At 69.3% G+C, this 24,180-nt stretch carries 27 protein-coding genes; 14 read left to right on the plus strand and 13 right to left on the minus strand.

The genetic code is table 11. The features are described from left to right. Both RJ05_RS15675 and dut read right to left on the minus strand, forming a co-directional pair. The coding region (locus tag RJ05_RS15675; protein WP_036537987.1) for a DUF3710 domain-containing protein at positions 1 to 530 on the minus strand (530 nt) is incomplete at its 3' end. Positions 531 to 534: 4 nt separating this feature from the next. Continuing rightward, positions 535 to 1,032 (minus strand): dUTP diphosphatase, encoded by a 498-nt coding sequence (dut, locus tag RJ05_RS15680; RefSeq protein WP_036537989.1) that lies wholly within the window; start codon positions 1,030 to 1,032, stop codon positions 535 to 537. A 74-nt stretch (positions 1,033 to 1,106) separates the two neighbouring features. On the opposite strand from dut, the gene RJ05_RS15685 reads away from it, so the two are divergent. Beyond that, a complete protein-coding gene (locus RJ05_RS15685; RefSeq protein ID WP_051016614.1) occupies positions 1,107 to 1,622 on the plus strand; it encodes a DUF3093 domain-containing protein in 516 nt (171 codons plus the stop codon). Between the two features lie 87 nt (positions 1,623 to 1,709). Here RJ05_RS15685 and RJ05_RS15690 read toward each other — a convergent pair whose 3' ends face one another. Then, a complete protein-coding gene (locus RJ05_RS15690) occupies positions 1,710 to 2,012 on the minus strand; it encodes a DUF4193 domain-containing protein (protein WP_036537990.1) in 303 nt (100 codons plus the stop codon). Between the two features lie 111 nt (positions 2,013 to 2,123). Then, the gene (locus tag RJ05_RS30910; protein ID WP_138445505.1) at positions 2,124 to 2,402 is read right to left on the minus strand and encodes a hypothetical protein; all 279 of its coding nucleotides are present in this window, start codon (positions 2,400 to 2,402) and stop codon (positions 2,124 to 2,126) included. Here RJ05_RS30910 and cei point away from each other — a divergent pair. After that, the gene (cei, locus tag RJ05_RS15695) at positions 2,386 to 3,063 is read left to right on the plus strand and encodes an envelope integrity protein Cei (protein ID WP_036538014.1); all 678 of its coding nucleotides are present in this window, start codon (positions 2,386 to 2,388) and stop codon (positions 3,061 to 3,063) included. The genes RJ05_RS30910 and cei overlap by 17 nt on opposite strands. A 9-nt stretch (positions 3,064 to 3,072) precedes the next feature. Here cei and RJ05_RS15700 read toward each other — a convergent pair whose 3' ends face one another. Continuing rightward, positions 3,073 to 4,002 (minus strand): inositol monophosphatase family protein, encoded by a 930-nt coding sequence (locus RJ05_RS15700; RefSeq protein ID WP_081597346.1) that lies wholly within the window; start codon positions 4,000 to 4,002, stop codon positions 3,073 to 3,075. 168 nt (positions 4,003 to 4,170) lie between these two features. On the opposite strand from RJ05_RS15700, the gene ppgK reads away from it, so the two are divergent. Together ppgK and RJ05_RS15710 are read left to right on the plus strand one after the other, a co-directional pair. Further along, positions 4,171 to 4,929, plus strand: coding sequence for a polyphosphate--glucose phosphotransferase (ppgK, locus tag RJ05_RS15705; RefSeq protein ID WP_036537991.1), 759 nt, complete (start codon positions 4,171 to 4,173; stop codon positions 4,927 to 4,929). A gap of 170 nt (positions 4,930 to 5,099) precedes the next feature. After that, positions 5,100 to 6,461: an RNA polymerase sigma factor gene (locus RJ05_RS15710; RefSeq protein WP_036537992.1), complete on the plus strand. Its 1,362-nt coding sequence runs from the start codon at positions 5,100 to 5,102 to the stop codon at positions 6,459 to 6,461. A gap of 69 nt (positions 6,462 to 6,530) precedes the next feature. On the opposite strand, the gene RJ05_RS15715 is transcribed toward RJ05_RS15710, so the two are convergent. The 3 genes from RJ05_RS15715 to RJ05_RS15725 form a co-directional block, all read right to left on the minus strand. Next, the gene (locus RJ05_RS15715) at positions 6,531 to 7,307 is read right to left on the minus strand and encodes an MHYT domain-containing protein (protein ID WP_036537993.1); all 777 of its coding nucleotides are present in this window, start codon (positions 7,305 to 7,307) and stop codon (positions 6,531 to 6,533) included. A gap of 320 nt (positions 7,308 to 7,627) precedes the next feature. Further along, positions 7,628 to 8,791 carry a cation:proton antiporter gene (locus RJ05_RS15720; RefSeq protein WP_036537994.1) on the minus strand — a complete coding sequence of 388 codons (1,164 nt, stop codon included), beginning with the start codon at positions 8,789 to 8,791 and terminating at the stop codon, positions 7,628 to 7,630. 4 nt (positions 8,792 to 8,795) lie between these two features. Further along, complete coding sequence (locus RJ05_RS15725) at positions 8,796 to 9,278, minus strand: cation:proton antiporter regulatory subunit (RefSeq protein WP_036537995.1); 483 nt, start codon at positions 9,276 to 9,278, stop codon at positions 8,796 to 8,798. Between the two features lie 178 nt (positions 9,279 to 9,456). Between RJ05_RS15725 and RJ05_RS15730 the strand changes: the two genes are divergently transcribed. Further along, complete coding sequence (locus RJ05_RS15730; RefSeq protein ID WP_036537996.1) at positions 9,457 to 10,665, plus strand: sensor histidine kinase; 1,209 nt, start codon at positions 9,457 to 9,459, stop codon at positions 10,663 to 10,665. Continuing rightward, complete coding sequence (locus RJ05_RS15735) at positions 10,662 to 11,309, plus strand: response regulator (protein ID WP_036537998.1); 648 nt, start codon at positions 10,662 to 10,664, stop codon at positions 11,307 to 11,309. Before RJ05_RS15730 ends, RJ05_RS15735 begins: the two co-directional genes overlap by 4 nt. Positions 11,310 to 11,313: 4 nt before the next feature. Here RJ05_RS15735 and RJ05_RS15740 read toward each other — a convergent pair whose 3' ends face one another. Next, positions 11,314 to 11,673, minus strand: a complete 360-nt coding sequence (locus RJ05_RS15740; RefSeq protein WP_036537999.1) for a DUF952 domain-containing protein — start codon at positions 11,671 to 11,673, stop codon at positions 11,314 to 11,316. A 274-nt stretch (positions 11,674 to 11,947) separates the two neighbouring features. On the opposite strand from RJ05_RS15740, the gene RJ05_RS32360 reads away from it, so the two are divergent. Then, positions 11,948 to 12,142, plus strand: a complete 195-nt coding sequence (locus RJ05_RS32360; protein WP_036538000.1) for a DUF7455 domain-containing protein — start codon at positions 11,948 to 11,950, stop codon at positions 12,140 to 12,142. A 327-nt stretch (positions 12,143 to 12,469) separates the two neighbouring features. Here RJ05_RS32360 and RJ05_RS15750 read toward each other — a convergent pair whose 3' ends face one another. Next, positions 12,470 to 13,225, minus strand: a complete 756-nt coding sequence (locus tag RJ05_RS15750; RefSeq protein WP_051016615.1) for a TetR/AcrR family transcriptional regulator — start codon at positions 13,223 to 13,225, stop codon at positions 12,470 to 12,472. Positions 13,226 to 13,355: 130 nt separating this feature from the next. On the opposite strand from RJ05_RS15750, the gene RJ05_RS15755 reads away from it, so the two are divergent. Together RJ05_RS15755 and RJ05_RS15760 are read left to right on the plus strand one after the other, a co-directional pair. Then, positions 13,356 to 15,116 (plus strand): DEAD/DEAH box helicase, encoded by a 1,761-nt coding sequence (locus tag RJ05_RS15755; protein ID WP_036538002.1) that lies wholly within the window; start codon positions 13,356 to 13,358, stop codon positions 15,114 to 15,116. Further along, positions 15,116 to 15,676 carry an SWIM zinc finger-containing protein gene (locus tag RJ05_RS15760; protein WP_036538003.1) on the plus strand — a complete coding sequence of 187 codons (561 nt, stop codon included), beginning with the start codon at positions 15,116 to 15,118 and terminating at the stop codon, positions 15,674 to 15,676. Before RJ05_RS15755 ends, RJ05_RS15760 begins: the two co-directional genes overlap by 1 nt. A gap of 95 nt (positions 15,677 to 15,771) precedes the next feature. Here RJ05_RS15760 and RJ05_RS15765 read toward each other — a convergent pair whose 3' ends face one another. After that, positions 15,772 to 16,512, minus strand: a complete 741-nt coding sequence (locus RJ05_RS15765; protein WP_036538017.1) for an SDR family NAD(P)-dependent oxidoreductase — start codon at positions 16,510 to 16,512, stop codon at positions 15,772 to 15,774. Between the two features lie 103 nt (positions 16,513 to 16,615). Between RJ05_RS15765 and RJ05_RS15770 the strand changes: the two genes are divergently transcribed. Continuing rightward, positions 16,616 to 17,230 carry a TetR/AcrR family transcriptional regulator gene (locus RJ05_RS15770; RefSeq protein WP_036538004.1) on the plus strand — a complete coding sequence of 205 codons (615 nt, stop codon included), beginning with the start codon at positions 16,616 to 16,618 and terminating at the stop codon, positions 17,228 to 17,230. 100 nt (positions 17,231 to 17,330) lie between these two features. Here the strand turns inward: RJ05_RS15770 and RJ05_RS15775 are convergent, their stop codons facing one another. Continuing rightward, positions 17,331 to 19,055 (minus strand): DEAD/DEAH box helicase, encoded by a 1,725-nt coding sequence (locus RJ05_RS15775; RefSeq protein WP_174343939.1) that lies wholly within the window; start codon positions 19,053 to 19,055, stop codon positions 17,331 to 17,333. A 167-nt stretch (positions 19,056 to 19,222) separates the two neighbouring features. Here RJ05_RS15775 and RJ05_RS15780 point away from each other — a divergent pair, with 167 nt between their 5' ends. Continuing rightward, positions 19,223 to 20,347, plus strand: a complete 1,125-nt coding sequence (locus RJ05_RS15780; RefSeq protein ID WP_036538005.1) for a YihY/virulence factor BrkB family protein — start codon at positions 19,223 to 19,225, stop codon at positions 20,345 to 20,347. Between the two features lie 29 nt (positions 20,348 to 20,376). On the opposite strand, the gene RJ05_RS15785 is transcribed toward RJ05_RS15780, so the two are convergent. Continuing rightward, positions 20,377 to 20,613, minus strand: coding sequence for a DUF3039 domain-containing protein (locus RJ05_RS15785; protein WP_036538019.1), 237 nt, complete (start codon positions 20,611 to 20,613; stop codon positions 20,377 to 20,379). A 145-nt stretch (positions 20,614 to 20,758) separates the two neighbouring features. On the opposite strand from RJ05_RS15785, the gene RJ05_RS15790 reads away from it, so the two are divergent. From RJ05_RS15790 to RJ05_RS15800, 3 genes are all read left to right on the plus strand, one after another. Continuing rightward, the gene (locus tag RJ05_RS15790) at positions 20,759 to 21,109 is read left to right on the plus strand and encodes a DUF3099 domain-containing protein (RefSeq protein WP_036538021.1); all 351 of its coding nucleotides are present in this window, start codon (positions 20,759 to 20,761) and stop codon (positions 21,107 to 21,109) included. A 60-nt stretch (positions 21,110 to 21,169) separates the two neighbouring features. Next, a complete protein-coding gene (locus tag RJ05_RS15795) occupies positions 21,170 to 22,690 on the plus strand; it encodes a DUF7782 domain-containing protein (protein ID WP_051016616.1) in 1,521 nt (506 codons plus the stop codon). A 183-nt stretch (positions 22,691 to 22,873) separates the two neighbouring features. Further along, the gene (locus tag RJ05_RS15800) at positions 22,874 to 23,842 is read left to right on the plus strand and encodes a sigma-70 family RNA polymerase sigma factor (RefSeq protein WP_014351896.1); all 969 of its coding nucleotides are present in this window, start codon (positions 22,874 to 22,876) and stop codon (positions 23,840 to 23,842) included. Positions 23,843 to 24,180: the final 338 nt, after the last annotated feature.

Below are 24,180 nucleotides of genomic sequence, written 5' to 3' on the forward strand. Positions count from 1 at the left end.
AAGATCTCCCGGCCCCACGGTCCGGTCTCGATGGCGACCTTCGCGCCGTCCTTGCGTAGCGAGTCGGCCAGGTCCGAGGCCACCGTGCGCCACTGGCCCGGCGATTTCGGCGCCGCGTAGGCCGCGACGGTGATCCGCCCGTGCTCGGTGGCCAGGTGCACGGCCTGCGGGGTGCCCTCGGGGGTCATCTCCACCTGGAGCTGGCCACCCGGCGGCACCGGCAGGATCACCGAACCGAGGTCGAGGCGCTGATCGGCGACCGACTCGAGCAGTTCGGCGACTTCCTCGTAGTCGTAGGGACCGGTGGCCGGCGGCTCGTCGTCATCGGGCGCGGCGTGCTCGGCGCGACGGTAATCGGAGTCGTCGTCGTAGTCGTCCTCGGCGATCGCATCGGCGAAATCGTCGGAGTACTCCGGGTATTCGTCGGTGTCGTATTCATCGCCGTCGAACTCGGCGTAGTCGCCGGATTCGTCGTAGTGGTCGTCGTCGACGGATCTGTCGCGGCGGGTGGACTTCTTCTTCCCGAACATCGCGTCATTCCTCCTTGCCGGTCGCGGCCGGCGCCGTGCCGGCGGCACCGAGGCTGGCGTGCCCGCCGCTCGAGCCGTAGCCGCCCGCACCCCGCGTGGTTTCGTCGAGCCGGTCGACCTCGACGAAATCCACCAGCTCCACCCGCTGCACCAGCAGCTGGGCGATCCGGTCGCCGCGCCGCAATTCGATCCGGGTCCGTGGGTCGTGGTTGATCAGGCACACCTTGATCTCGCCGCGGTAGCCGGCATCGACGGTGCCTGGCGTGTTCACCACCGACAGGCCGGTCTTGGCCGCCAGCCCGGAACGGGGATGGATCAGCCCGACGGTGCCCACCGGAAGGGCGACCGCGATGCCGGTGCCGACCAGCACCCGCTCCCCCGGCTCCAGGATGACGTCCTCGGTGGTGCACAGGTCCACGCCCGCGTCGCCGGGATGGGCGCGCGTCGGCACGGGGATGCCGGGGTCGAGCCGCAGCAGAGGTATCGGTGAAAGTGCGCTCACGTAGCACGAGCCTACGCGTTTTCCCGGCCGTACCTGTGCGGAGGACCGGCGAGCCGCTGGCTTACTCTTGAGTTGTGTCCGACCAGCCCGTACCAGCCGATACCCAGCGCACGACCCGGCCGGGTTCGCCCGCTTACACCGAGCGCCTGTGGGTGCCGCTGTGGTGGTGGCCGGTGGCTTTCGCGATCGCCGGTCTGCTGGCCGCCGAAATCCACATGGGTGCGCCTGGCTTGCGGGCCTGGCTGCCCTACGTGCTGTTGTTCCCGGTGCCGGTGTGGGTGCTGTTGTGGCTGAGCAGGCACCGCGTCGCGGTCGCCGCCGATGCGAACGGCGCGCCGGAACTCCGGGTGGATCGCGCCCATCTGCCGGTGGAATTCATCGCCCGCGCGGCCGTGGTGCCCGCGAGCGCCAAGAGTGCGGCGCTGGGTCGGCAACTCGACCCCGCCGCCTATGTGCAGCATCGCCCGTGGATCGGGTCGATGGTGTTGCTGGTGCTGGACGACCCGGACGATCCGACGCCGTACTGGTTGATCAGTACGCGCCGGCCCGAACGGGTCCTCGCCGCGCTGGGGTTGCCGAGCGCGGACTGACACCGCGATGCGTCAGCGCGGTGTAGCGGCCCGGCGAGGGGATCGCAGATCCCGGTTCGCGGGGCCGTTGCCATATCGGGCGCGCGCTCAGGCCGCGCAGTCCATGCAGATCAGCTGACCGCCGGCGTCGCTGGCCAGTCGGCTGCGGTGGTGCACAAGGAAACAGCTCGAGCAGGTGAACTCGTCGGCCTGTTTCGGAATCACCCGGACCGTCAGCACTTCTTCGGACAAGTCCGCGCCGGGAAGCTCGAACGACTCCGCGGTATCGGATTCGTCGATATCCACGACGGCGGACTGAGCCTCGTTGCGACGAGCCTTCAGCTCCTCCAGCGAATCCTCCGACACGTCGTCGGATTCGGTGCGCCTCGGTGCGTCATAGTCGGTTGCCATGTCGTCTTCCCCTCGTCCTTACTCCGTATATCCCGGATCGGCGCGGACATTCCTCGCGGTTGTCCACACCGCCCCGCCGGTGGCACACATCACACGTGTACCGGTCCCCTATCAGGGCAGATTCTGAGGTTCTGCACCGGATAGCAGTCGGACAACGCTGAACATGCCCTGCTTGTTCCCGCGACCAACCACCGATTTTCGAGCCGGTGTTTCGATCTGGGCCGCCAGACAATAGCGGACCCCCAGAGAAAAGTCGCAATCAAAACACAGCCGAGTCGAAACCGTCAGGGAATCGACACCATCGCTGTCACGAATCGAGACCGACGGCACGGCGGCTGCAAGGTTCGCCCGAACATTTTCGTAGAGTGTGCTGGTGGTTTCACTGATCACCGAAGGCAGCGCAACGGATTCCAAGGGACGACCCTTCATCCGGCGGCGCCTGCAGCCCTGGCTCGTCCTGGTCGCGGTATTGGCCCTCATCTGCACGATTGTGTGGATCAAGGCGCTGACGACCGAGGACACCGACTACACGGCGATGGCGTGCAATTCGCCGAGCCCGGCCACCGATCCGGGCGCCGAACCGCAGCCCCCGCTCGGGCAGCGGGTGGGTCCGAGCCGGCTGGAGAACGTGGAACCGGCCGCGCTGGCCGACACCAAGGTGCGCGTGCTCAACGCCAACAACCAGCGCGGGCAGGCCGCCCACGCCGCGGCCCAGCTCGGCGACCTCGGTTTCGGCAGCGTCCCGAATCAGGCCTATGGCAACGATTCGATATACGTCAACGGCGATCTGGAATGCATGGGCCAGATCCGCTTCGGCGTCAACGGCCGGCGGGCCGCGGCCTCGGTGCAGCTGGCCGTGCCGTGCGCGGAGTTGATCGAGGACAAGCGTGAGGACGACACCGTCGATCTGGTGCTCGGCTCGCTGTTCCGCGATATCCAGCCGTCCAACGACGCCGAAGAGGTGCTGCGTTCGCTGAAGAACCCGGCCTCCGGTGAGACCCCCGCCCTCGATATCGATCTGCTCGAGGCGGCCAGGCAGGCGCGCTGCTGAGTCGGGCGGTCAGGGCTCCGGGATGGGCGCGCTGACGCCGAGCTCGTCGAGCAGGGCCAGCAGTTCGTCCGCGATTCCCGGCGCGGCCGCGACGAACAGCTCCCCCGCGGAGCCGGTGGAGTTCGCCGGCGGGGCCACCACCCGTGCCCCGGCCTCGGTGGCGATCAGCGCGCCCGCGGCCCAGTCCCAGGGGTTGAGGCCGTGCTCGTAATGGGCGTCGACCCGGCCCTCGGCCACCATGCACAGATCCAGCGCCGCCGCACCGATGCGGCGGATGTCACGCACCCGCGGTAGCACGTCGGCGACCAGCGCGGCCTGGCGCGCCCGCCGCCCCGCCCCGTAGCCGAATCCGGTGGCGACCAGCGCCATGCGCACCTCCTCGACCGGGTTGCAGCGCAGCGGGTGCACGGAGCCGTCGGCGTCGACGCGTTCGGCGCCGAGACCGAGCCCGGCGTGATAAGTCCGCTCGGCGTCGACGTCGACCACGGCGCCGGCAATCGAGCGCCCGCCGCGCATGGCGGCCACCGAGACGGCGTAGGCGGGTATCCCGTACAGGAAGTTGACGGTGCCGTCGATCGGATCGACGACCCAGACCACGGTGTCGTCGTCGGCGCGGGCCAGATCGCCGCCGCCCTCCTCACCGAGGATGTGATCGGCCGGGCGCAGCCGCGCCAGCATGGTTCGGATGAGCTGTTCGGTCTCGGTATCGACCACGGTCACCGGATCGGTGGGCGTGCTCTTGGATCGCACGGCGCCGTCCGCCTCACCGGCGGGCCCGAACACCTCGGGTCTGCGGGTTCGTACATGCGCGGCGGCGGCCTCGGCCAGCTCGACCGCCAGGCGGCGCAACTCGGCGGCATCGGGTGCGGCTATCGGGGAGTTCTCGGTGGTCAGGACGGTGGGCTGGGGCGAGGACGACGAATGCGGCACGTCCTCCATCGCACCACAGATCCTGCGGACCGCGCAGCCGCGACGGCCCACTACTCTTGTCGTGCACGACACAGCGCCGTCGTCGGGCACACCGTTCGCGCCCCGGCTGGCGGTCGCGAAGCCCCGGTGCGGCGGCGCGTATTCCGTACTGGCCGGCACAGGGAACGAGGAACTGTCATGTCTGCTCGGGGGCACGCATTCGGGATCGATATCGGTGGCAGCGGCGTGAAGGGGGCCGCGGTGGATCTGGCCACCGGCGAACTCGTGCATCAGCGCATCAAGATCGCGACCCCGCAGCCCGCGACCCCGCACGCGGTGGCCGAGACGGTCGCCGATCTGGTCGCCCAGGCCGGCTGGGACGGTCCGGTGGGGATCACCTTGCCGTGTGTGGTGCTCGATGGGGTGGCACGCTCGGCCGCCAATGTGGATCCGGCCTGGATCGGCACCGACGCCAGGACGCTGTTCAGCGCCTCGCTGGGGGGACGCGAGGTGACCGTGCTCAATGATGCCGACGCCGCGGGCATGGCCGAGGACCGCTACGGCGCGGCAAAGGATTTCGATGGCCTGGTGCTGTTGCTGACCTTCGGCACCGGCATCGGCTCGGCGGTGCTCTACAACGGCACCCTGGTGCCCAACAGCGAACTCGGGCACGTCGAGATCGGCGGGATGGAGGCCGAGCATCGCGCGGCCGCATCGATCAAGGACCGCGACGGCCTGTCGTACCAGCAATGGGCGGTCCAGGTGAGTACCGTGCTGATCGGCCTGGAGAACCTGTTCTGGCCGAAAGTGTTCGTCGCCGGTGGTGGGATCAGCCGCGATGCCGCGCAGTGGATCCCCTTGCTGACCAACCGGACTCCGGTGATCCCGGCGAACCTGAAGAACACCGCGGGCATCGTCGGAGCGGCCATGGCCATCGATGCGGGAATCGCACCTTAGTGGTTGCGGGCATCGCAGGCGAGACCTCGCGGGTCCGATCGTTACAATGGAACTGCCCGGCGGTGAGCCGGTGAAACCCGACCGGCGCTGGCCGGTGCAACCCGACAGACCGCTCCGCCGGATATCTACTCTGGCGTGACGCCGCACGAGACCGTCACGAAAGGGCGTACGTGGTAGCCACGAATACCCGTCAGACCGCCGAATCGGCCGACGCCGACTCCGCCGATGTAACCGAAGCACGGCCGGTTCGCAAGGCTGCCGCCAAGAAGGCTCCGGCGAAGAAGGCCGCCGCCAAGAAGGCTCCCGCCAAGAAGGCCGCCGCGAAGAAGGCGCCGGCCAATAAGGCCGCTGCCAAGAAAGCCGCACCCAAGGGCAAGGACGCCGAGGACCACCTCGACGACGAGTCGCTGGATGTGGAGGATCTCGGCGATCTCGAGGTCTCCGAGGACGACCTGACCGACGAGGGCGAAGACCTGGTCGAAGAGGTCGCCGAAGAAGCCGAGGAAGCGGCCGAGGAGCCCACCGCCGCGGACAAGGCCTCCGGCGACTTCGTCTGGGACGAGGAGGAATCCGAGGCGCTGCGCCAGGCCCGTAAGGATGCCGAGCTCACCGCCTCCGCCGACTCGGTGCGTGCCTACCTCAAGCAGATCGGCAAGGTCGCCCTGCTCAACGCCGAGGAGGAGGTCGAGCTCGCCAAGCGCATCGAGGCCGGCCTGTACGCGGCGGAGAAGATGCGCGAGTTCGCCGAGCAGGGCGAGAAGCTGCCGGTGGCGGTGCGCCGCGACTTCAACTGGATCATCCGCGACGGCAACCGGGCCAAGAACCACCTACTCGAGGCGAACCTGCGCCTGGTGGTCTCGCTGGCCAAGCGCTACACCGGCCGCGGCATGGCGTTCCTCGACCTGATCCAGGAGGGCAACCTCGGCCTGATCCGCGCGGTCGAGAAGTTCGACTACACCAAGGGCTACAAGTTCTCCACGTACGCCACCTGGTGGATCCGGCAGGCCATCACCCGCGCCATGGCCGACCAGGCCCGGACCATCCGTATCCCGGTGCACATGGTCGAGGTCATCAACAAGCTCGGCCGCATCCAGCGCGAGCTGCTCCAGGATCTGGGCCGCGAGCCCACTCCGGAGGAGCTGGCCAAGGAAATGGACATCACGCCGGAGAAGGTGCTGGAAATCCAGCAGTACGCACGTGAGCCCATCTCGCTGGATCAGACCATCGGCGACGAAGGCGACAGCCAGCTCGGCGACTTCATCGAAGACTCCGAGGCCGTCGTCGCGGTCGACGCGGTGAGCTTCACCCTGCTGCAGGATCAGCTGCAGTCGGTGCTGGAGACGCTGTCCGAACGCGAGGCGGGTGTGGTCCGGCTGCGTTTCGGCCTGACCGACGGTCAGCCGCGCACGCTGGACGAGATCGGTCAGGTGTACGGCGTCACCCGTGAGCGCATCCGCCAGATCGAGTCCAAGACCATGAGCAAGCTGCGCCACCCCAGCCGCTCCCAGGTCCTGCGCGACTACCTGGACTAGGTATTCCGACTACGGCCCGCGTGCTGCCCCTCTCAGGGCGGCGCGCGGGCCGTAGTCGTTCGGTGGGTCTCAGTCCCGGGTGGGCCAGTACTGGGCAGGCCGGCGGGCGCGAGTGGTGCGGGCCTCCGATTCGCCGGCTTCGGTCATGGCCAGGTGCAGCAGCAGCACGACCGTCACCATGCTGACCCCGACCGTCAGCGGGGTCAGCAGTTGCGCCGCGCCCGCACCGGAGGGTTGGTGGGCGTGCGCGACGTGCTGCACGCGCATGGCGAACATGCCGGTGTAGTGCATGCCGGAGACGGCCACACCCATGACAGCCGCCGCGCCGACGGTCGCGAGTGTGCCGCGCACGTGCAGGGTGAACCACAGCGCGGCCGTCGCGGCGATGACGGCGATCACGATGGAGATCAGCACGATCCAGCCGTTGTAGTCGAGCGCGGCGTCGGATTTCATCGCGTACATCCCGCAGTAGTGCATGGTGCCGACACCGGCGCCGGTGATGGCGCCTCCGGCCAACAGCGCGACCGGCCCCCAGGTGCGGCGCTGCGCGACACCGAGCCCGATCCATACCACCGCCATGGCGATGAGCGCGCTGATCAGGGTGAGCGGCACGTTGTAGCGGATCGAAGCGCCGTCGATGGTGAAGCCGAGCATCGCGATGAAGTGCATGACCCAGATGCCGGTGCCGCCGATAGCGACCGCGGCCGCGACCATCCAGCCGTCGCGCGGCGAGGTCGAGCGCGCCCTGGCCATGCAGCGTAGTCCCAGCAATGACCCGGTGAACGACATGAGGTAGGCGACGACGGGTGTGAGCCACCCATAGCTGAAGTGATCGATTGTGGGCACACGAGCTCCCTAGCTGGCCTGAGCTCGGGCCATGCGTGCGCATGAGCCGAGCCATAGATGAACAAGGATCCGCAGGTAGGGAATTTACAGTAATAATTTCCTTTTAAACAGGAATCCGGTTCGACCGAAGGATGGGAAGCTGGCGAGCAGTACGCCCGAATGTCGCCACGGCGCTCAGCTGATCCTGCATCCGAGTCACGCGACGGTCCACCGGTTGTCCCACGCAGGCCACCGGCAACCCGCCGGCGCGGCCTCGTAATGTGCACCCGCGTCTGTCCCGGTCACCATCGAAGTGGCGCGGCGGGCCGGTAGCGGCGCGATCATCGCGCGGTCGAGACCCGTTCCAGCACCGGCTCCACCACCCGCGCGGCAATGGGCCCGGCCACCGCCATGATCAAGACGTAGGCCGAGGCCAGCGCGGCGAGCTTGCCGTCGATGGCACCGGTGGTGACCGCGAGTCCCGCGATGACGATGGAGAACTCGCCACGCGCCACCAGCGCCGCCCCGGCCCTGGCCCGGCCCATCCGCCGGATGCCCTGCCTGCGTGCGCCCCACCAGCCGGTGGCGATCTTGGTGATGGTGGTGATCACCGCCAGCGCCACCGCCCAGCCCAGCACCGGCGGGATGGCGGTCGGATCGGTATTGAGCCCGAAGGCCACGAAGAAGATCGCGGCGAACAGATCGCGCAGCGGTTCCAGCAGGCGCACCGCCTCCCGCGCCGTCGACCCCGAGATCGCGATGCCGAGCAGGAAGGCACCCACCGCGGTCGAGACGTTCAGCGCCGACGCCACGCCGGCCACCAGTAGGGCCGCGCCCAGCAGCTTCAGCAGGAACACCTCGCGGTCGGTGCTGTCCACCACCGCCGAGACGTAGCGTCCGTAGCGCAGCGTCACCACCAGCACCACCGTGATCGCGATCAACGCGACGGCCAGCGATTCCAGCCCGCTGACGAAACTCAGCCCGGCCAGCACCGTGGTGAGCACCGGCAGGTAGACCGCCATCGTCAGGTCCTCGAAGACCAGGATCGACAGCACCACCGGCGTCTCCCGGTTACCCAGCCGCCCCAGGTCGTTGAGTACCTTCGCGGCGATGCCGGAGGAGGAGATGTAGGTGACTCCGCCGAGGGTCAGCGCGCCCACCGGGCCCCAGCCCAGCAGCAGCGCCACCACCGCTCCGGGGGTCGCGTTGGCGACGATGTCGAGCAGACCGACCGGCCAGGAGCGGCGCATTCCCGTCATCAGCTCGGCGGCGGTGTATTCGAGACCGAGCAGCAACAGCAGCAGGACCACACCGATCTCCCCGGCGATATGGCCGAACTCGTTGGCGGCGCCGAGGTGAATCAATCCCCCTTGACCGAAGGCGAGGCCGCCGAGCAGATACAGCGGGATCGGTGAGAGGCCGAACCGGCCCGCAACCCGGGCGAAGACCCCGAGTGCGAACAACACCGCGCCCAGCTCGATGAGGGCGAGCGCGGTCGTGGACACCGGATCAGCCGTGCGTGAGAATCTTCGCCGCGGCGTCGAGACCGTCGGGCGTCCCGACGACGACGAGCAGGTCACCAACGGTGAAGGTGAAATCCGGCCCCGGTGAGGGGTGCAGCTGCCCGGCCCGCATCACCGCGACGATGGACACCTTGGTGCGGGTGCGCATCTGCGTTTCACCGAGCGTGCGGCCGCTGTAGGGCGACTCGTCGGAGATCGGCAACTGACGGGTGGTGATGCCGGGCATGTCGCGATGGTCGTCGTTGAGCCGGGACACCAGCTGCGGCGCACCGAGCAGATTGGCCAGCACGGCAGCCTCGTCGGTGGTCAACGCGACCTGCGCGGCACAGGCGTCCGGGTCCTCGAGCTTGGACACGATCAGATCGATATCGCCGTCGCGGTGGGCGACGACGCCGATCCGGCGCCCGGACTTCACCTCGAAGTCTTTTCGCACCCCGATCCCGGGTAACGCAGTGACATCGACATTCACAAGTCCAGGCTAACCGTCGCCGAACGATCCGCCGAGCGCGCCACGAGCGACCGCGATGCCGCGCTCGCGACGCCGTCCGCCCGCGCTGTCACCAGGGCGGGCGGGTCGGTTGCCGGCACCCGGCGACTCATCACTTCGGCGGACCCGTGCGACCCGAGCGCTGTGCTGAGATGAGTGGGTGAAGTGGTGGACGGCGTTGTCGGCGACGGTGCAGGAGGCGCTGATCGTCGCGTTCGTGTTCACCCTCGGCGCCGCGCTGTACGGCTTCGGCCTCTACGCCATGACCGAACACAGCTCGCAGACCCCGCTGACGGTGCGGATGACGTTGCTCGCGGCGCTGTGCGCGACGAGCATGTGGCGCAGGCGCAAGCCGATGTGGGCATTGGTGGCCGGCCTGGTGCCGCTGCTGATCGACTTCGCGCTCGGGCCCACGATTCCGATCTGGCTCGTCTACTCCGATCTCGTCTACGCGGGCGTGCTGTACGGGACCCGGCGCCAGGCGCGCGTCGTGGTCGGCGCCGCCATCACGGCCACCGCCGCCGGGTCGGTGGTCGCGCTGGCCGTCACCGGTGAGTGGCGCGCCATCGTGATCACCCTGCTGGCCTCGTCGGCCTTCCTCGGTACGTCGATCTGGTGGGCGCTGACGGTGCGCGCACACAAGGAGACCGCCCAAGCCGAACGGGCCAAGGCCCAGGCGTTGTCGCTGGTGGCCGAACTCGACCGCCGGGCGGCGATCGCCGATGAACGCAAGACGATGGCGCGCGACCTGCACGATGTGATCGCCGGGCATCTGTCGGCCATCGCGATCCAATCCGAGGCCGCGCTCGGGCTGCTGGCGCGGCGCGACGGCGGCGACCCGGCGCTGGCCGGAGTGGTCGAATCCATCCGGACCAACAGCGTCAGCGCGCTCCAGGAGATGCGCACGATGATCGGCCTGCTGCGCCGCGACGACGGCGCCGAGGATCTGGCCGCCCCGCGCGGGCTGGGTCAGCTGGCACTGCTCGTCGATGCCGCGCGCGCCGCGGGAAGCACGGTCCGGGTCAACGGCGGTGTGGACCATGCCCTGCCGAGCGCGGTCGATCAGGCCGCCTACCGGATCGTTCAGGAAGCTCTGACCAACGCCATGAAGCACGCTCCCGGCCAGGAGGTCGACATCCACATCAGCGCCGGCGCGACGACGCTCACCGTCGCCATCCGCAATCCGCTTCCCCACTCGACGAGCCCGGTCGATCCGGCCGGCCTGCCCCACCGCGGCCTGACCAACATGCGCGAACGCGCGGCGGCGCTGGGCGGAGAGCTCATCGCAGGCGCGTCGGCCCAGGGGTGGACCGTGCGCGCCGAGCTGCCGGTGTCGGCGCAACCGGTGCCCGGAGGTGAGCGCCGATGACGATCCGGGTGCTGATCGCCGACGACCACAGCGCGATCCGCGCCGGGTTACGCATGATCCTCGATGCCGCCGAGGGCATCGAGGTGGTCGGCGAGGCCGCCGACGGTGATGTGGCAGTCGCCCAGGCTCGGGCGCTGCGACCGGATGTGGTGCTCATGGACGTGCGCATGCCCGGCGTCGACGGCATCGCGGCCACCGCCAGGATCACCGCCGACGGGGTCGCGAAGGTGCTCATCCTGACCACCTTCGACCTGGACGAATACGTCTTCCGCACGCTGCGCGCCGGCGCCTCCGGGTTCGTGCTCAAATCGGTGTCCGGCCAGGATTTGGTGGCCTCGGTGCGTGCGGTCGCCGCCGGGGACGGTGTGCTCGCCCCAGAGGTGACCCGGAAGGTGATCGACGCTTTCGCCGCCGCGCCCAGCGCGCAGACCCACCGCGAACCCGACGGGCTGGCAGATCTGACCGAACGCGAGCTCGAGGTGCTCGAATGCCTCGGCGACGGGCTGTCCAACGCGCAGATCGCGGCGCGGTTGTTCATCGGCGAAACGACGGTCAAAACGCACGTCTCACGAGTGCTGACGAAGCTGGGCGTTCGCTCGCGGGTACAGGCGGCGATCCTGGCGCGGGAACTGCGCGAGGGTTAGGTGCTCAGCGGTCGAGCCGAGCGAACGTTCCGTCCGCGCCGGGCCGGTAATCCTCGACCGCGATGACCGCGGCGGCGGGCAGTGGCCCGTACAGGTGCGGGAACAGCATCTCCGGATCGTCGGAGGGCACGCCCTGCTCCCAGCGCACCGGCGATCCCAGCCGGGCCGGATCCAACCGCAGCAGTACCAGGTCGTGCCGCCCGGCGAAGAGGCGGTTGGCGGGCAGATGCACCTGCTGCGGTGTCGACAGGTGCACGAAGCCCTCGCGGTCGAGCGACGGCGGCCGACGTTCACCCGCGGTCTCGGCGGCCCGCCATTCTGTGGCAGTACACAGGTGAACCAGAGTGTGAGTGTCATAGGTCACGGGTAATCTCCCGGTAGACAACTGGATCGGCCTGTTCGAGTCGGTGATTCGAGTGGCTTCCCATCCACGACAAGCGTCGTTCGCGCACAGCGAAAAGCACTGGTCGTGTTAGGGAAAACACATTGATTCGCTTGCGGGAACAAAGCCCCCGTCCCGAACGTCTGACAGAGTAGTCATACCACTGCTGGGAAGTAGCGGTAGCGAGCCCGCGGAGTGACCACGGGCCCCACACCAGGTGAACGGTCTGTGTGCCGGGAGCCAGGACGGAGGAGTCATGCCAGGAACCCTGACAAGCACCCCACTGACCGCGGTCGATCGTTGCGACCGCTGCGGGGCGGCTGCCCGAGTGCGTGCCGTTCTGCCCGCAGGTGGCGAGTTGCTCTTCTGCCAGCACCACGCGAATGAACACATGGACAGGCTGCGTGAGCTCGACGCCGTGATCGACACGGAATCGGCTCCCGCCCTCTGACCGCTCCTCGCGTCCGACACAACAGCATCGAACAACCGGATACCGCGTAAACCACAGCGGGCGACCAGACGGTCGCCCGCTGTGCTGTGTTCAGGGGCCGTCCCGGGCCGGCTCCAGCAGTGCCGATGGCTGCCGCTACCGCGATCGAACGCCGCCTCGTGCCCGCCGCCACCGGCAGCGAGCCGGGGCCTTTCGCCCGCTCCGCTGCGATCAGCCGGGCTCCCCCGTACCGCGATAACCACGCGGTCAGCCGATCGCCGCCGTAGTGCCGGCCACCGCTGCGACCCACCACCGACAACAGCCGCTGCCTCTACGCCCGCCGAACCATCAGCGTGCGGGGAGGATGCCGTCCAGCAACGCGTCCAGTCCGAATTCGAAGGCGCCGTCCGGATCGGCGGGCGCCTGATACAGCTCCCCTACCGCGGCACCGACCCGCGAGGCGAGCGGGAATTCGTCGGCGGGCATCACCTGGGCCAGCAGCGGTCCGTGCACCTCCCACCACCGCGCATCGCTCATCTCGGCCGCCTCGCGCGCCGCGGCGACGGCCATGCGGGCATTGCCGGTGGCGAACTCGGTCAGCACTGCCACCACCCGGTCCATCTCCACATCGGTCAGCCCGATGCCGTCCACCGCCGCGAGCTGACGTTCGTAGCGGCGCATCCGCCCGGGTCCGAGCACCACCCGCCAGGGTGAGACCTCCAGTAGCCATGGATGCGCGATCACCTCGGCGCGCACCTGCCGCGCTACCGCGGCCAAGCGCTCGCGTGGCGGGGCGTCGGTGGGCAGCGGTTGATCGCCGACCGCGACGGCGTCGACCATCAGCACGGTCAGCGCCCGCATGCTCGGCACGTAGGTGTAGAGGCTCATCGGGCGCAGTCCCAGTTCGGCGGCCACCGCACGCACCGACAGTTTCGCCAGCCCGTCACGGTCGGCCAATGTGATGGCCGTACGGACCACCTCGTCGACGCTGACGGCCTGTTTGGGTCCGCGGCCACCGGGGCGCGGCGGAAGCTCGTGACGCCACAGCAGGGCCAGCAGCTGTCCTGCCTGGCCTGCGGGCTCCGGAGACGGACGATCGGCCATCGAACTCCTTGTGCCAACGGCGGAACAATTCCGCTACGGTGTGCGTTACCAGATTACTCCGTACACCATACGATGATTTGAGGGGTCCGCTCTGCCCAGCACACAGGCCACCTATCTGCCCGACCGCAACATGTTCGCCATCTGGACATGGACCGGGCACGGCCCGGGACGTCCGCCGGGTGAATTCGGCGTACCGGCCGTGCAAGCCCTCGCCGTCCCGACCGGCACCGCGGCGCAGGCCGCGGCGGGCAGCGCGACCGTCGAAGTCGCCGACGTCGACTGCACGCTGCTCGAACCCGGGGAGTTCGCCGCGGCCGAACTCCCCGAACCGGACGCATCGGTCCGGGCCTGGCGCGACGCGCTCGCCGACGACCCGGCCGACGAGATACCGCTCCCGCCGGCGGCACACGCCGTGCCGGACGCCACCGGCACCGCGATCCTCTCTGCCCATTACGCGCGCAGCGCCTTCGCCGCCACCCGCGCGGTCGCCGGCGAACTACGGGACACGCTGAAGGCCGACCTGCGCCCCTACCAAGCACGCGGAGTCAGCTGGTTGCGCGCGGCGGTCGCCGAGCACGGCGGCGCGGTGCTCGCCGACGAGATGGGGCTCGGTAAGACCGTGCAGACGATCGGTTTCCTACTCGGCCGCGCATCCGACGGACCACAGCTGGTGGTGTGCCCGACCTCGCTGGTGGGCAACTGGGTGCACGAGATACAGCGGTTCGCGCCCGGGCTGCATCCGATCGCCTGGCGTGACGGAGAATTCGATGCCGAGGCCGGCACGATCGTCGTCACCGGCTATCCGACCTTGCGCCTGCACGGCGCCGGTCTGCGCGAGACCCACTGGGCCACTGCCGTGTTCGACGAGGCACAGGCCCTGAAGAATCCGCGTACCCAGGTATCCAAGGCCGCCCGCTCGCTCGACGCCGCCGCGACCGTGGCCTTGACCGGCACCCCGGTGGAGAACCACCTCGAAGAGCTGTGGGCGCTGCTGAATCTGGTCGCGCCACGGCTTTTCGGGCATCGCACCCAGTTCCGGCGACGCTTCGCCCGGCCCATCCAAGAAGGTTCGGCGACGGCCGCGGCGCGGCTGCGTGCGGCGATCGAGCCGGTGGTGCTGGCCCGCCGCAAGGATCAGGTCGCCGCATCCCTGCCCGCCAAGATCCACACCGACCTGCTCTGCGATCTCACAACCGAACAGGAACGGCTCTACGATCAGCTGCTCGACCGCGCCATCGACGACGGGTTCGGCCACGGCGCCCAGCGCCAGAGCCGAGTCCTGGCCGCGCTGACCGGTCTCAAGCAGGTCTGCAACCATCCCGGCCTGATCACCGGTGAACTCGACGAACTGGCCGGGCGCTCCGGCAAATTCGATCTGTGCACCGATATCGTGGCCAACAACCTCGAGCTCGGGGCACCGACCCTGGTGTTCACCCAGTACCGCAAGACCGGCGAGCTGCTGGTCAGGCATTTCGCCGAGCAGTTCGGGGTGGCCGCGCCGTTCTTCCACGGCGGGCTGAACCAGGCCGAACGCGCCCGGATCGTCAGCGGTTTCCAGGCCGAGGACGGGCCGCCGGTACTCATCCTGAGCCTGCGCGCGGCAGGGACGGGACTCACGCTCACCCGCGCGGCCGACGTCATCCATTTCGATCGCTGGTGGAATCCAGCGGTCGAGGCGCAGGCCTCGGACCGGGCGCACCGGATCGGCCAGACCCGCACCGTCACCGTCACCACGCTCACCTCGGGCACCACCGTCGAGGAACACATCGCCGCGATGCAACGACGCAAGTCGGCGCTGACCGATCTCGGTGACGCGGCGGGCATCGCCGAACTGGCCCGCCTCGACGACGATCAGCTGATCGAGATCCTGCGCCGCAAACGGGAGAACTGATGGGCGACAACGAATTCGGATACACCCGCTGGGGCATGGACTGGGTGCGCCTGGCCGAACCGCTGCGCCAGACCCGGCCAGATCCGCTGCTGCCGCGAGCGCGCAGCATCGCCCGCAACCACGGCGTACAGGCCACCGTCACCGGCCGGATCGTCAGCGCCCACATCCACCGGGGCGGGCAGGCGTCGGTGACGCACCTCGAGGTGGCGCCGATGCCGCGGCCAACCATCGACGCGATCGCCGCGATCATCGGCCCCGACCCGGTGACGCTCACCGACGAGATGCACAAGGGCGTCGTCGACGCCGGCATCACCGCGGCCCCGACGCTGTTCGCGGTCGACTGTTCCTGCTCGGCCCGCACCGACCGCTGTGTGCACCTGCTGGCCGTGCTCTACGACATGGCCCGCCGCATCGACGAAACCCCACGGCTGGCCCTGGAAATCCAGGGCTACTTCACCGCCGCCGACGCCCCGGCGGGCGCGGAGACTGCCGCGGAACCGGCCCGCTGGATCCCGATCAACACCCTCGATCCGGTCGGGTGGTTCGAGGTGCCGAGCTGAGTTGCGGGCCGAGCGGGCCGATCCGATCACCAGCGCCTACGCCGCCACCTTCCGCCGCACGGCCGGCCGTCCGCCGGGACGTATTCGCCGAGTGATCAGGCGTTGGTGCCGCCGTCGACGGTGAGGAACGAGCCGGAGATGCTGCGGCCGGACGGGCCTGCCAGGAAGGCGACAGTGGCGGCGATGTCCTCGGCGCCACCGAATCGGCCGAGCGGGTTGTGGGTGAGCTGGTCGGGCGCGTGCTCACCGTCGGCGGGGTTCATGTCGGTGTCGGTGGGGCCGGGCTGCACCAGGTTGACGGTGATGCCGCGCGGACCCAGTTCGCGGGCAAGGGCTCTGGTGTAGCCGTTGAGGGCGGACTTGCTCAGGTTGTACAGGCTCAGGCCGCCGAACAGCGCACGCTCGGACAGGTTGGAACCGATGCTGATGATGCGGCCGCCCTCGCCCATGTGCTCGAGCGCCGCCTGCCCGGCGACGAACGCGGCGCGCGCGTGCACGTTCAACGCCCGGTCGATCTCCTCGAGGGTGAATTCCTGATACGGCTTGCTGGGGAAGATGCCCGCGTTGTTGACCAGGATGTCGAGCCCGCCCAACTCGGCCGCGGTCCGGTGTACCGCGGCCACCACCGCGGCGGCGTCGGCGCTGTCGGCCTGGACCGCGATGGCCCGGCGGCCGAGTGCCTCGATATCGGCCACCACGGTCTTGGCCTGCTGTTCGGCGTGCTGATAGGTCAGGGCGACGTCCGCACCACCCGCGGCCAGTTCGCGCGCGATGGCCGCGCCGATCCCGCGGCTGCCTCCGGTCACCAGCGCCACGGTTGCGTGCAGATCCGGCATGAGCATCCCCCATTTATGTGTCGATCAGTACATAAATAGCTAAGCCCGCGACTCGCCCGCCGTCAAGAGGTATATTTAACGATCGACACAGAAAGGATCCGCCATGGCCGAACGAGGACGTCCGCGCGCATTCGATCGCGACGTCGCACTTCGTCGCGCCATGGAGGTGTTCTGGGAGCACGGCTACGAGGGCGCGTCCTTGACCGATCTCACCTCGGCGATGGGCATCAACTCCCCCAGCCTCTACGCCGCCTTCGGCGGCAAGGAGGCGCTGTTCCGCGAGGCGATCGAGCTCTACGGCCGCACCGAGGGCGGACTCACCGCCCGCGCCCTGCGCGAGGAACCCACCGCGCGCGCCGCGATCGAGGCGATGCTGCGCGACAACGCCGTGGCATACACCGCTCCCGACAAACCGCACGGCTGCATGGTGGTGCTCGCGGGCTCCACCTACACCACCCGCACCGAGTCGGTGCGGGAGTTCCTCGTCGACAAGCGCACCCAGACCAGCGCCGACATCCAGGCCCGGCTCGACCGCGGCGTCACCGAGGGTGATCTGCCACCCGGCACCGATACCGCCGAACTGGCCGCCTTCTACACCACGGTGCTCTACGGCCTGTCGATCCAGGCGCGCGACGGCGTCGGGCACGACGAACTCATGCGCTCCATCGACCGGGCCATGGCGGCCTGGCCCACCGCGGAAGCCGCCACCCCGAACTGAGCGCGCCAACCGGCCGGCGAATTCAGATGCGGCCCAACGCCTTCACCTGCGGCCCGACACCGTCACATGCGACCAGCCGCTTCACATGCGACCAGCCGCTTCACATGCGACGCAGCGCCGCGATCCGTTCACCCAACTGCTCGGCACTGGCCAGCGCGGTCGGCGGACCGCCGCACTGACGGCGCAGCTCCCCATGGATCACCCCGTGCGGCTTGCCGGTCCGGTGGTGATGCATGGCCACCAGACTGTTGAGTTCGCGCCGCAACTCGCCGAGACGGTCGGCGGTGGCGACCCGCTCGGCCGCCCCGCCGGCCTGCGGCGCGGGTTCGGCCGTCGCCACCGGTGCCCGGTCGGCGATCTGCCGAGCCTGACGTTCACGCAATAGCGCGCGCATCTGCTCGGCGTCGAGCAGACCGGGGATACCGAGATAGTCGGCCTCCTCGGCGCTGCCCGCGAAGGTGGCGGTGCCGAAGGACGACCCGTCGTAGATCACCTGATCAAGCTCGGCGTCCGCGGCCAGCGCGACGAAGGGCTTCTCGTCCTCGCCCGGCTCGTCCTTCTGCTTGTTGGCGTCGATGAGCAGCTCGTCGTCGAGGCCGTCCTTCTCTCGGTGCGGCTTGCCGATGACGTGATCGCGCTGCAGTTCCAGTTGGGCGGCCAGATCCAGCAGCACCGGCACCGACGGCAGGAACACGCTCGCGGTCTCACCGGGCCTGCGGGCACGCACGAAACGCCCGATCGCCTGCGCGAAATACAGCGGCGTCGAGGCGCTGGTCGCGTACACGCCGACCGCCAGCCGCGGCACGTCGACGCCTTCGGACACCATGCGCACCGCGACCATCCACGGCTGGGTGCCCGCACTGAACTCGCCGATCCGCGCCGAGGACGTCGGATCGTCGGACAGCACCAGCACCGGCGGTGTCCCGGTGAGGTGTTCGAGCAGCTCGGCGTAGGCACGGGCGCGCTCCTGATCGGTCGCGATCACCAGCCCGCCCGCATCGGGCATGCCGGAGGAGCGCAGCTGCCCCAGGCGCATGTCGGCTGCCCGCAGCACCGCCGACATCCAGTCACCGGCCGGATCGAGGGCGGTCCGCCAGGCCCGCGCGGTCTGCTCGGCGTTGAGCGGTTCGCCCAGGCGGGCGGAGTACTCCTCGCCCGCGCTGTCGCGCCAGTGCGCCTCACCGGAATAGGCCAGGAAGACCACCGGGCGCACGACGCCGTCGGCGAGTGCCTCGGCGTAGCCGTAGGCGTGGTCGGCGCGTGAGCGTGGGAAGCCACCCTCGTCGGGTTCGTAGGTGACGAACGGGATCTGGCTGTCGTCGCTGCGGAAGGGCGTACCGGTCAGCGCCAGCCTGCGGGTCGCGTCGCCGAACGCCTCGGCGACCGCGTCGCCCCAGCTCTTGGCGTCACCGGCGTGGTGGATCTCGTCCAGGATCACGAGCGTGCGCCGGTTCTCGGTGCGCACCCGGTGCCTGGAGGGATGCGAGGCGACCTGCGCATAGGTCACCACCACACCGTGATAGTCGCCGGAGGTGCCACCGGTGCTGTTGGAGAACCGGGAGTCCAGCGCGATCCCGGCCCGCGCCGCCGACTGGGCCCACTGATGCTTGAGGTGCTCGGTGGGTGCGACCACGGTGATCTGGTCGACGGTGCGGTCGGCCAGCAACTCCGCGGCGACCCGCAGGGCGAAAGTGGTCTTACCCGCGCCCGGCGTGGCGACCGCGAGGAAGTCACGTGGTTTCGTCGCAAGGTATTTGGTGAGCGCACGCCTCTGCCAGGCGCGTAGCGCTCCTCCCGCCGCAGTGGCGCCACCCGAACCTGTCACGGAAGCCAACACTAACGGTCGGAGGCCGCGAGTCGCCAAACCGACGCGACGGGCGCGACCGGCGTCACAACACCCGTCCGGGTAACCAGCGGTTCACCTGCTGCCCGCCGACACGATGCCCGCCCCGTCCGGCCGATGCGGCGCGGGTGCGCGATGCTTGTCACACCATGAGCAACCTGTCAGGCACTCGCGCGAGCGCGGCCGCCCTCGCGCGCCGTGCGGGTGCCGGGACGGCGCGGGCGGGACGGCAGACCTGGCGGTTGGTGGTCAGGGTGGCGGTCAAGGCCTGGCAGGACTCGATCTTCGCCAAGTCGGCGGCGGCGGCATTCTGGCAGACCATGTCGCTGGCGCCGTTGTTGCTCGGCGTTCTCGGCAGCCTCGGCTATGTCGGTGGGTGGTTCGGCCCCGATACCGTCGAGATCGTCGAGTCCAAGATCCTCACCTTCAGCCGCGACCTGTTCAACCCGACGGTGGTGCACGACCTCATCGAACCGACGGTCCGCGATGTACTCGGCCAAGGTCGCGCGGCGTTCGTCTCGGTGGGTTTCGTGCTGTCGCTGTGGGCCGGTTCCTCGGCCATGGCCACCTTCGTCGACGCGATCGTGGAGGCGCACGACCAGCAGGATGCCAGGCATCCGGTCTGGCAGCGGATCTTCGCGCTCCTGCTGTACGTACAGTTCCTGGTGGCGGCGGTGTTCATCCTGCCGCTGATCGCCTTGGGGCCGGTCTTGATCGGGCGGGCCCTACCCGAGGGCTGGCGCGAGCCGGGGCTGCGGTTGATCGACGGGTTCTACTATCCGGGCGTCGGCCTGCTGTTGATCGTGGGATTGACCACGCTGTACAAGCTGGCCCTGCACACCACGCTGCCCTGGCATCGGCTCTTCGGCGGTGCACTGGTGGCCGGTGTGTTCTTCATGGCGGCCAGCGAGGGGCTGCGCCGTTATCTGGGATGGGTCACCCGCACCGGCGTCAGCTACGGCGCGCTGGCGACGCCCATCGCGTTCCTGTTGTTCACGTTCTTCCTCGCCTTCGCCGTCATCGTCGGCGCGGAGTTCAACGCGACCGTGCAGGAGTTCTGGCCGGCCCGGGCCACCAGGGTCGAGCAGGTGAAGGCGTGGCTGGCCGAGCAGGTGCGCGGTGAACCGTCCGAACCGGCGCCGGAGACCACCGGAGCATCGGCAAGGATCGAACCCACATGGGCCTCGCAGCCGCCGCGTTCGGATTCACCCGGCGACCAGACGCGGGGGGACCCGCCACTGGACAGCGCGCGATCCTCGCGCACCGGGCCGTAACGGCCGGGACGCGAGGGCACATCGGGCGCTCAGTCGCCCTTACGGAGCTGCTCGTAGACCTTCTTGCATTCCGGGCACACCGGCGAGCCGGGCTTGGGCGAGCGGGTCACCGGGAACACCTCACCGCACAGCGCGACGACATGGGTGCCCATGACCGCGCTCTCGGCGATCTTGTCCTTCTTCACGTAGTGGAAGAACTTGGGGGTGTCATCGCCGGTCGACTCGTCGGTAGTCGTATCGGGGCGAACCAGAGTGTCGGTACTCACGCCTTCCATGATGCCGCATCCCGTCCCCGGCGTCGTGACCACCGGGTGTGCGCCCCACCGCGGACAGTGGAAGACTCGGGGTATGCAGCAGCACGGCGATTCTTCCGACGCGAGCGTCGGCCGTGACGACTCGACCGGCGCGCCGATGCCGCCCCGGCCCCGCCGTTCTGCCGGCTACTTCCCCGGAGACGACAAACATCCGGTCCTGATCACCGAGGCCGCCCCGTCGCTCGAGGATCAGCACCGCGCCCGGGTCCGGCGATATCTGACGATCATGTCCTTCCGCATTCCGGCATTGATCCTGGCAGCGGTCGCCTACAGCGTCTTCAGCAATGCGCTGATCTCGATCCTGATCATCGTCGCCTCGATCCCGCTGCCGTGGATCGCGGTCCTGATCGCCAACGACCGCCCGCCCCGGGACAAGAACGAGCCCAGCCGCTGGGATCGGCCGCGTCCGGCGCTGGAATCGCGACCGCACAACGCCATCGACCGCTGAGCCCGGCGTTCCCAGGGTAGTGGCGGCCGCCACAGCCGGGCACGGTGGCAGAGTACCGATGTGCCTACGAATCGCTCGACCACCACGAGATCGCTGCTGACCGCCCTGTGCCCGGCCCTGCGCACCGCGCTGATCCGGGTCGGCTACAACGCCGACACCTTGCTGGAGGCTCTCGGCGCCGACGCGCACGCCGCACTCGGTCGCTCCGAACCGGTGCCGGTGCGCCGCGCCGCGCGCGCCGCGGGTGAACTCGGCACGCTGATCCGGCTACTGCTGCTCGGTGATCCGTTGCCGGAGGCCGAGGTCGGGGCCGCATTGGCACCGGTCGAGCTCGATCAGGCGGTCGCCGCAGGCCTGCTGGCTCGCGACGGCGACCAGGTGCGCGCGGCACTGGACCTGCGTCCGCTCGACACCGGCGCGGGCACCCGCTGGATCCTGTCCGATCTGGACGATTCGATGCGCAGGCGCACACTCACCGCCGACCACGTCCTCGGTGTGGGCCATGCCTCGCTGTCGTTGCTGCGAGCCACGCCGACCGAGCCGGTGGGCTCGGTGCTCGACCTCGGCACCGGATGCGGTGTGCAAGCCGTGCACGCCGCCTCCTATGCCGAGCGCGTCACCGCCACCGACGTCAACCCGCGCGCGCTGTGGCTGGCCGAGGCCACCGCCGCCCTCAACGAGCTGGATGTGGAGTTGCTGGAGGGCTCGTGGTTCGAGCAGGTGGCCGGACGCCGATTCGACCAGGTGGTGGCCAATCCGCCGTTCGTGGTCGGCCCGGCCCGTGTCGAGCACACCTACCGTGATTCCGGTCTCGCCCTCGACGGTGCCAGCGAGCTGGTGATCTCGCAGGCACCGCAGCTGCTCGCGCCCGGCGGCACCGCGGCGATGCTGGCAGCCTGGGTGCACGTGGCCGGACAGGACTGGCGGCAGCGGGTCTCCTCGTGGCTGCCCGCGCACGGTGTCGATGCCTGGGTGGTGCAGCGCGACGTCGCCGACCCCGCCCTCTACGTCGGCACCTGGCTGCGCGATGCGGGTTCGGACCCGCGCGATCAGCACGCCCAGCAGCGCGCCGAACAGTGGCTGGAGGCCTTCTCCGCCGCGGACGTCGAGGGCATCGGCTTCGGGTTCGTCTATCTGCGCGCGATCGATGGCCCCACCGAACTGCTCGCCGAGGATCTCACCCACGGCTTCGACGACCCGCTCGGCGCGGAAGCGACCCGCTACTTCCACCGCTCGGCCTGGTTGCGCGCCGTCGCCGCCGACAATGATCTGGCCTGGTCGGCGCGCTTCCGGGTCGATCCCGCGACCGCGCTCGATCGGGTGTATCTGCCCGGGCCACAGGGCTGGGAACAGCGGGTGGCCCGGCTGCACCGCGGCGACGGTCCGCGCTGGCAGCACGAAGTGGACGAGACCACAATCTCCCTGGTAGCGGGAATGCGACCGGACGGTCTGCCGTTGCACGAACTGATCGAACTGCTCGCCATCGCTCACGGATCCGACAGCGTCACGCCCGAGTTCGCGGCGGACGCGCTGGGAGTGGTGGCCGGATTGGTACGCCACGGGCTGATCGTTCCCGCATAGCGAGTCGCCCGGATCGGCCGAGGCAGGGCAGGGCCGTTCCCGTCGCGGGGTGTTCTCAGGAACTTCTCAGCCGAACGTGGCGAAAACCGCAGTTCAGAAGCGGTTTACCCGCGCCCGGTCAGGGAACTTTCCCTATGTCGGGTCCGTTGATCGGAGTGAGACACCACCGACAGGAGGCAAGTCATGACAAGCCCCGCCACCACTCGAGTGCGCGCCAGCGATTCGGACCTCGACGCCCAGAGCCCCGCCGCCGACCTGGTACGCGTGTACCTGAACGGGATCGGCCGTACGGCGCTGCTCACGGCGGCCGATGAGGTCGAGCTGGCCAAGCGCATCGAGGCGGGCCTCTATGCCCAGCACCTGCTGGAGACCGGCAAGCGATTGTCGGCCGCCCGCAAGCGCGATCTGGCCGTCATCGTCCGCGAAGGCCAGGCCGCCCGCTCGCATCTGCTGGAAGCCAACCTGCGTCTGGTCGTGTCCCTCGCCAAGCGCTACACCGGGCGCGGGATGCCCCTGCTGGACCTCATCCAGGAAGGCAACCTCGGCCTGATCCGCGCGATGGAGAAGTTCGACTACGCCAAGGGCTTCAAGTTCTCCACCTACGCCACCTGGTGGATCCGTCAGGCCATCACCCGTGGCATGGCAGATCAGAGCCGCACCATCCGGCTTCCCGTCCACCTGGTCGAGCAGGTCAACAAGCTGGCCAGGATCAAGCGTGAACTGCATCAGCAGCTGGGCCGTGAGGCGACCGATGACGAGCTGGCCAACGAATCGGGCATCCCGGTGGAGAAGATCGCCGATCTGCTCGATCACAGCCGCGATCCGGTGAGCCTGGACATGCCGGTCGGCAACGACGAGGAAGCCCCACTGGGCGACTTCATCGAGGATTCCGAGGCCACCTCCGCCGAAAGCGCCGTCATCGCCGGTCTGCTGCACCACGACGTCCGCAGTGTCCTCGCCACGCTGGACGAGCGCGAACAGCAGGTGATCCGATTGCGTTTCGGCCTCGACGACGGCCAGCCGCGCACTCTCGATCAGATCGGCAAGCTGTTCGGCCTGTCCCGTGAGCGGGTCCGCCAGATCGAACGCGAAGTGATGTCCAAACTGCGCAAGGGCGAGCGCGCCGACAGGCTGCGCGCCTACGCCAGCTGATCCGCCTCGGGCCGGCGACCCCGGCACGAGCCAGACCAGGTGACCACGCCGGTCACCATCCCGACGCCGACCGGTGTCCGCACGTCCCGCCCCCTCCGAGGCGTGCGAGCCGGTCGGCGTAAACGTTTGTGCCGGCGGCTATCCCGACGCCGGACCCGTGCACAACGGCACGGCCCATCCTGAGCCCGCACGGTCCGGCCTCCAGCGGCTGCTGGCGGGCACCTGGATCCGGCAGTCCCACAGACGACGGGCACGACGCACGCCGGCGTGGACCGGCAGCGAACGATTGGCTTATCGACACCCTGCCCAAGCGCCAACCCATACTCACGACGGGCGTC

The organism is Nocardia cyriacigeorgica NBRC 100375, from assembly GCF_000308555.1.
In the GTDB taxonomy this organism is placed as follows: Bacteria; Actinomycetota; Actinomycetes; order Mycobacteriales; family Mycobacteriaceae; genus Nocardia; species Nocardia cyriacigeorgica.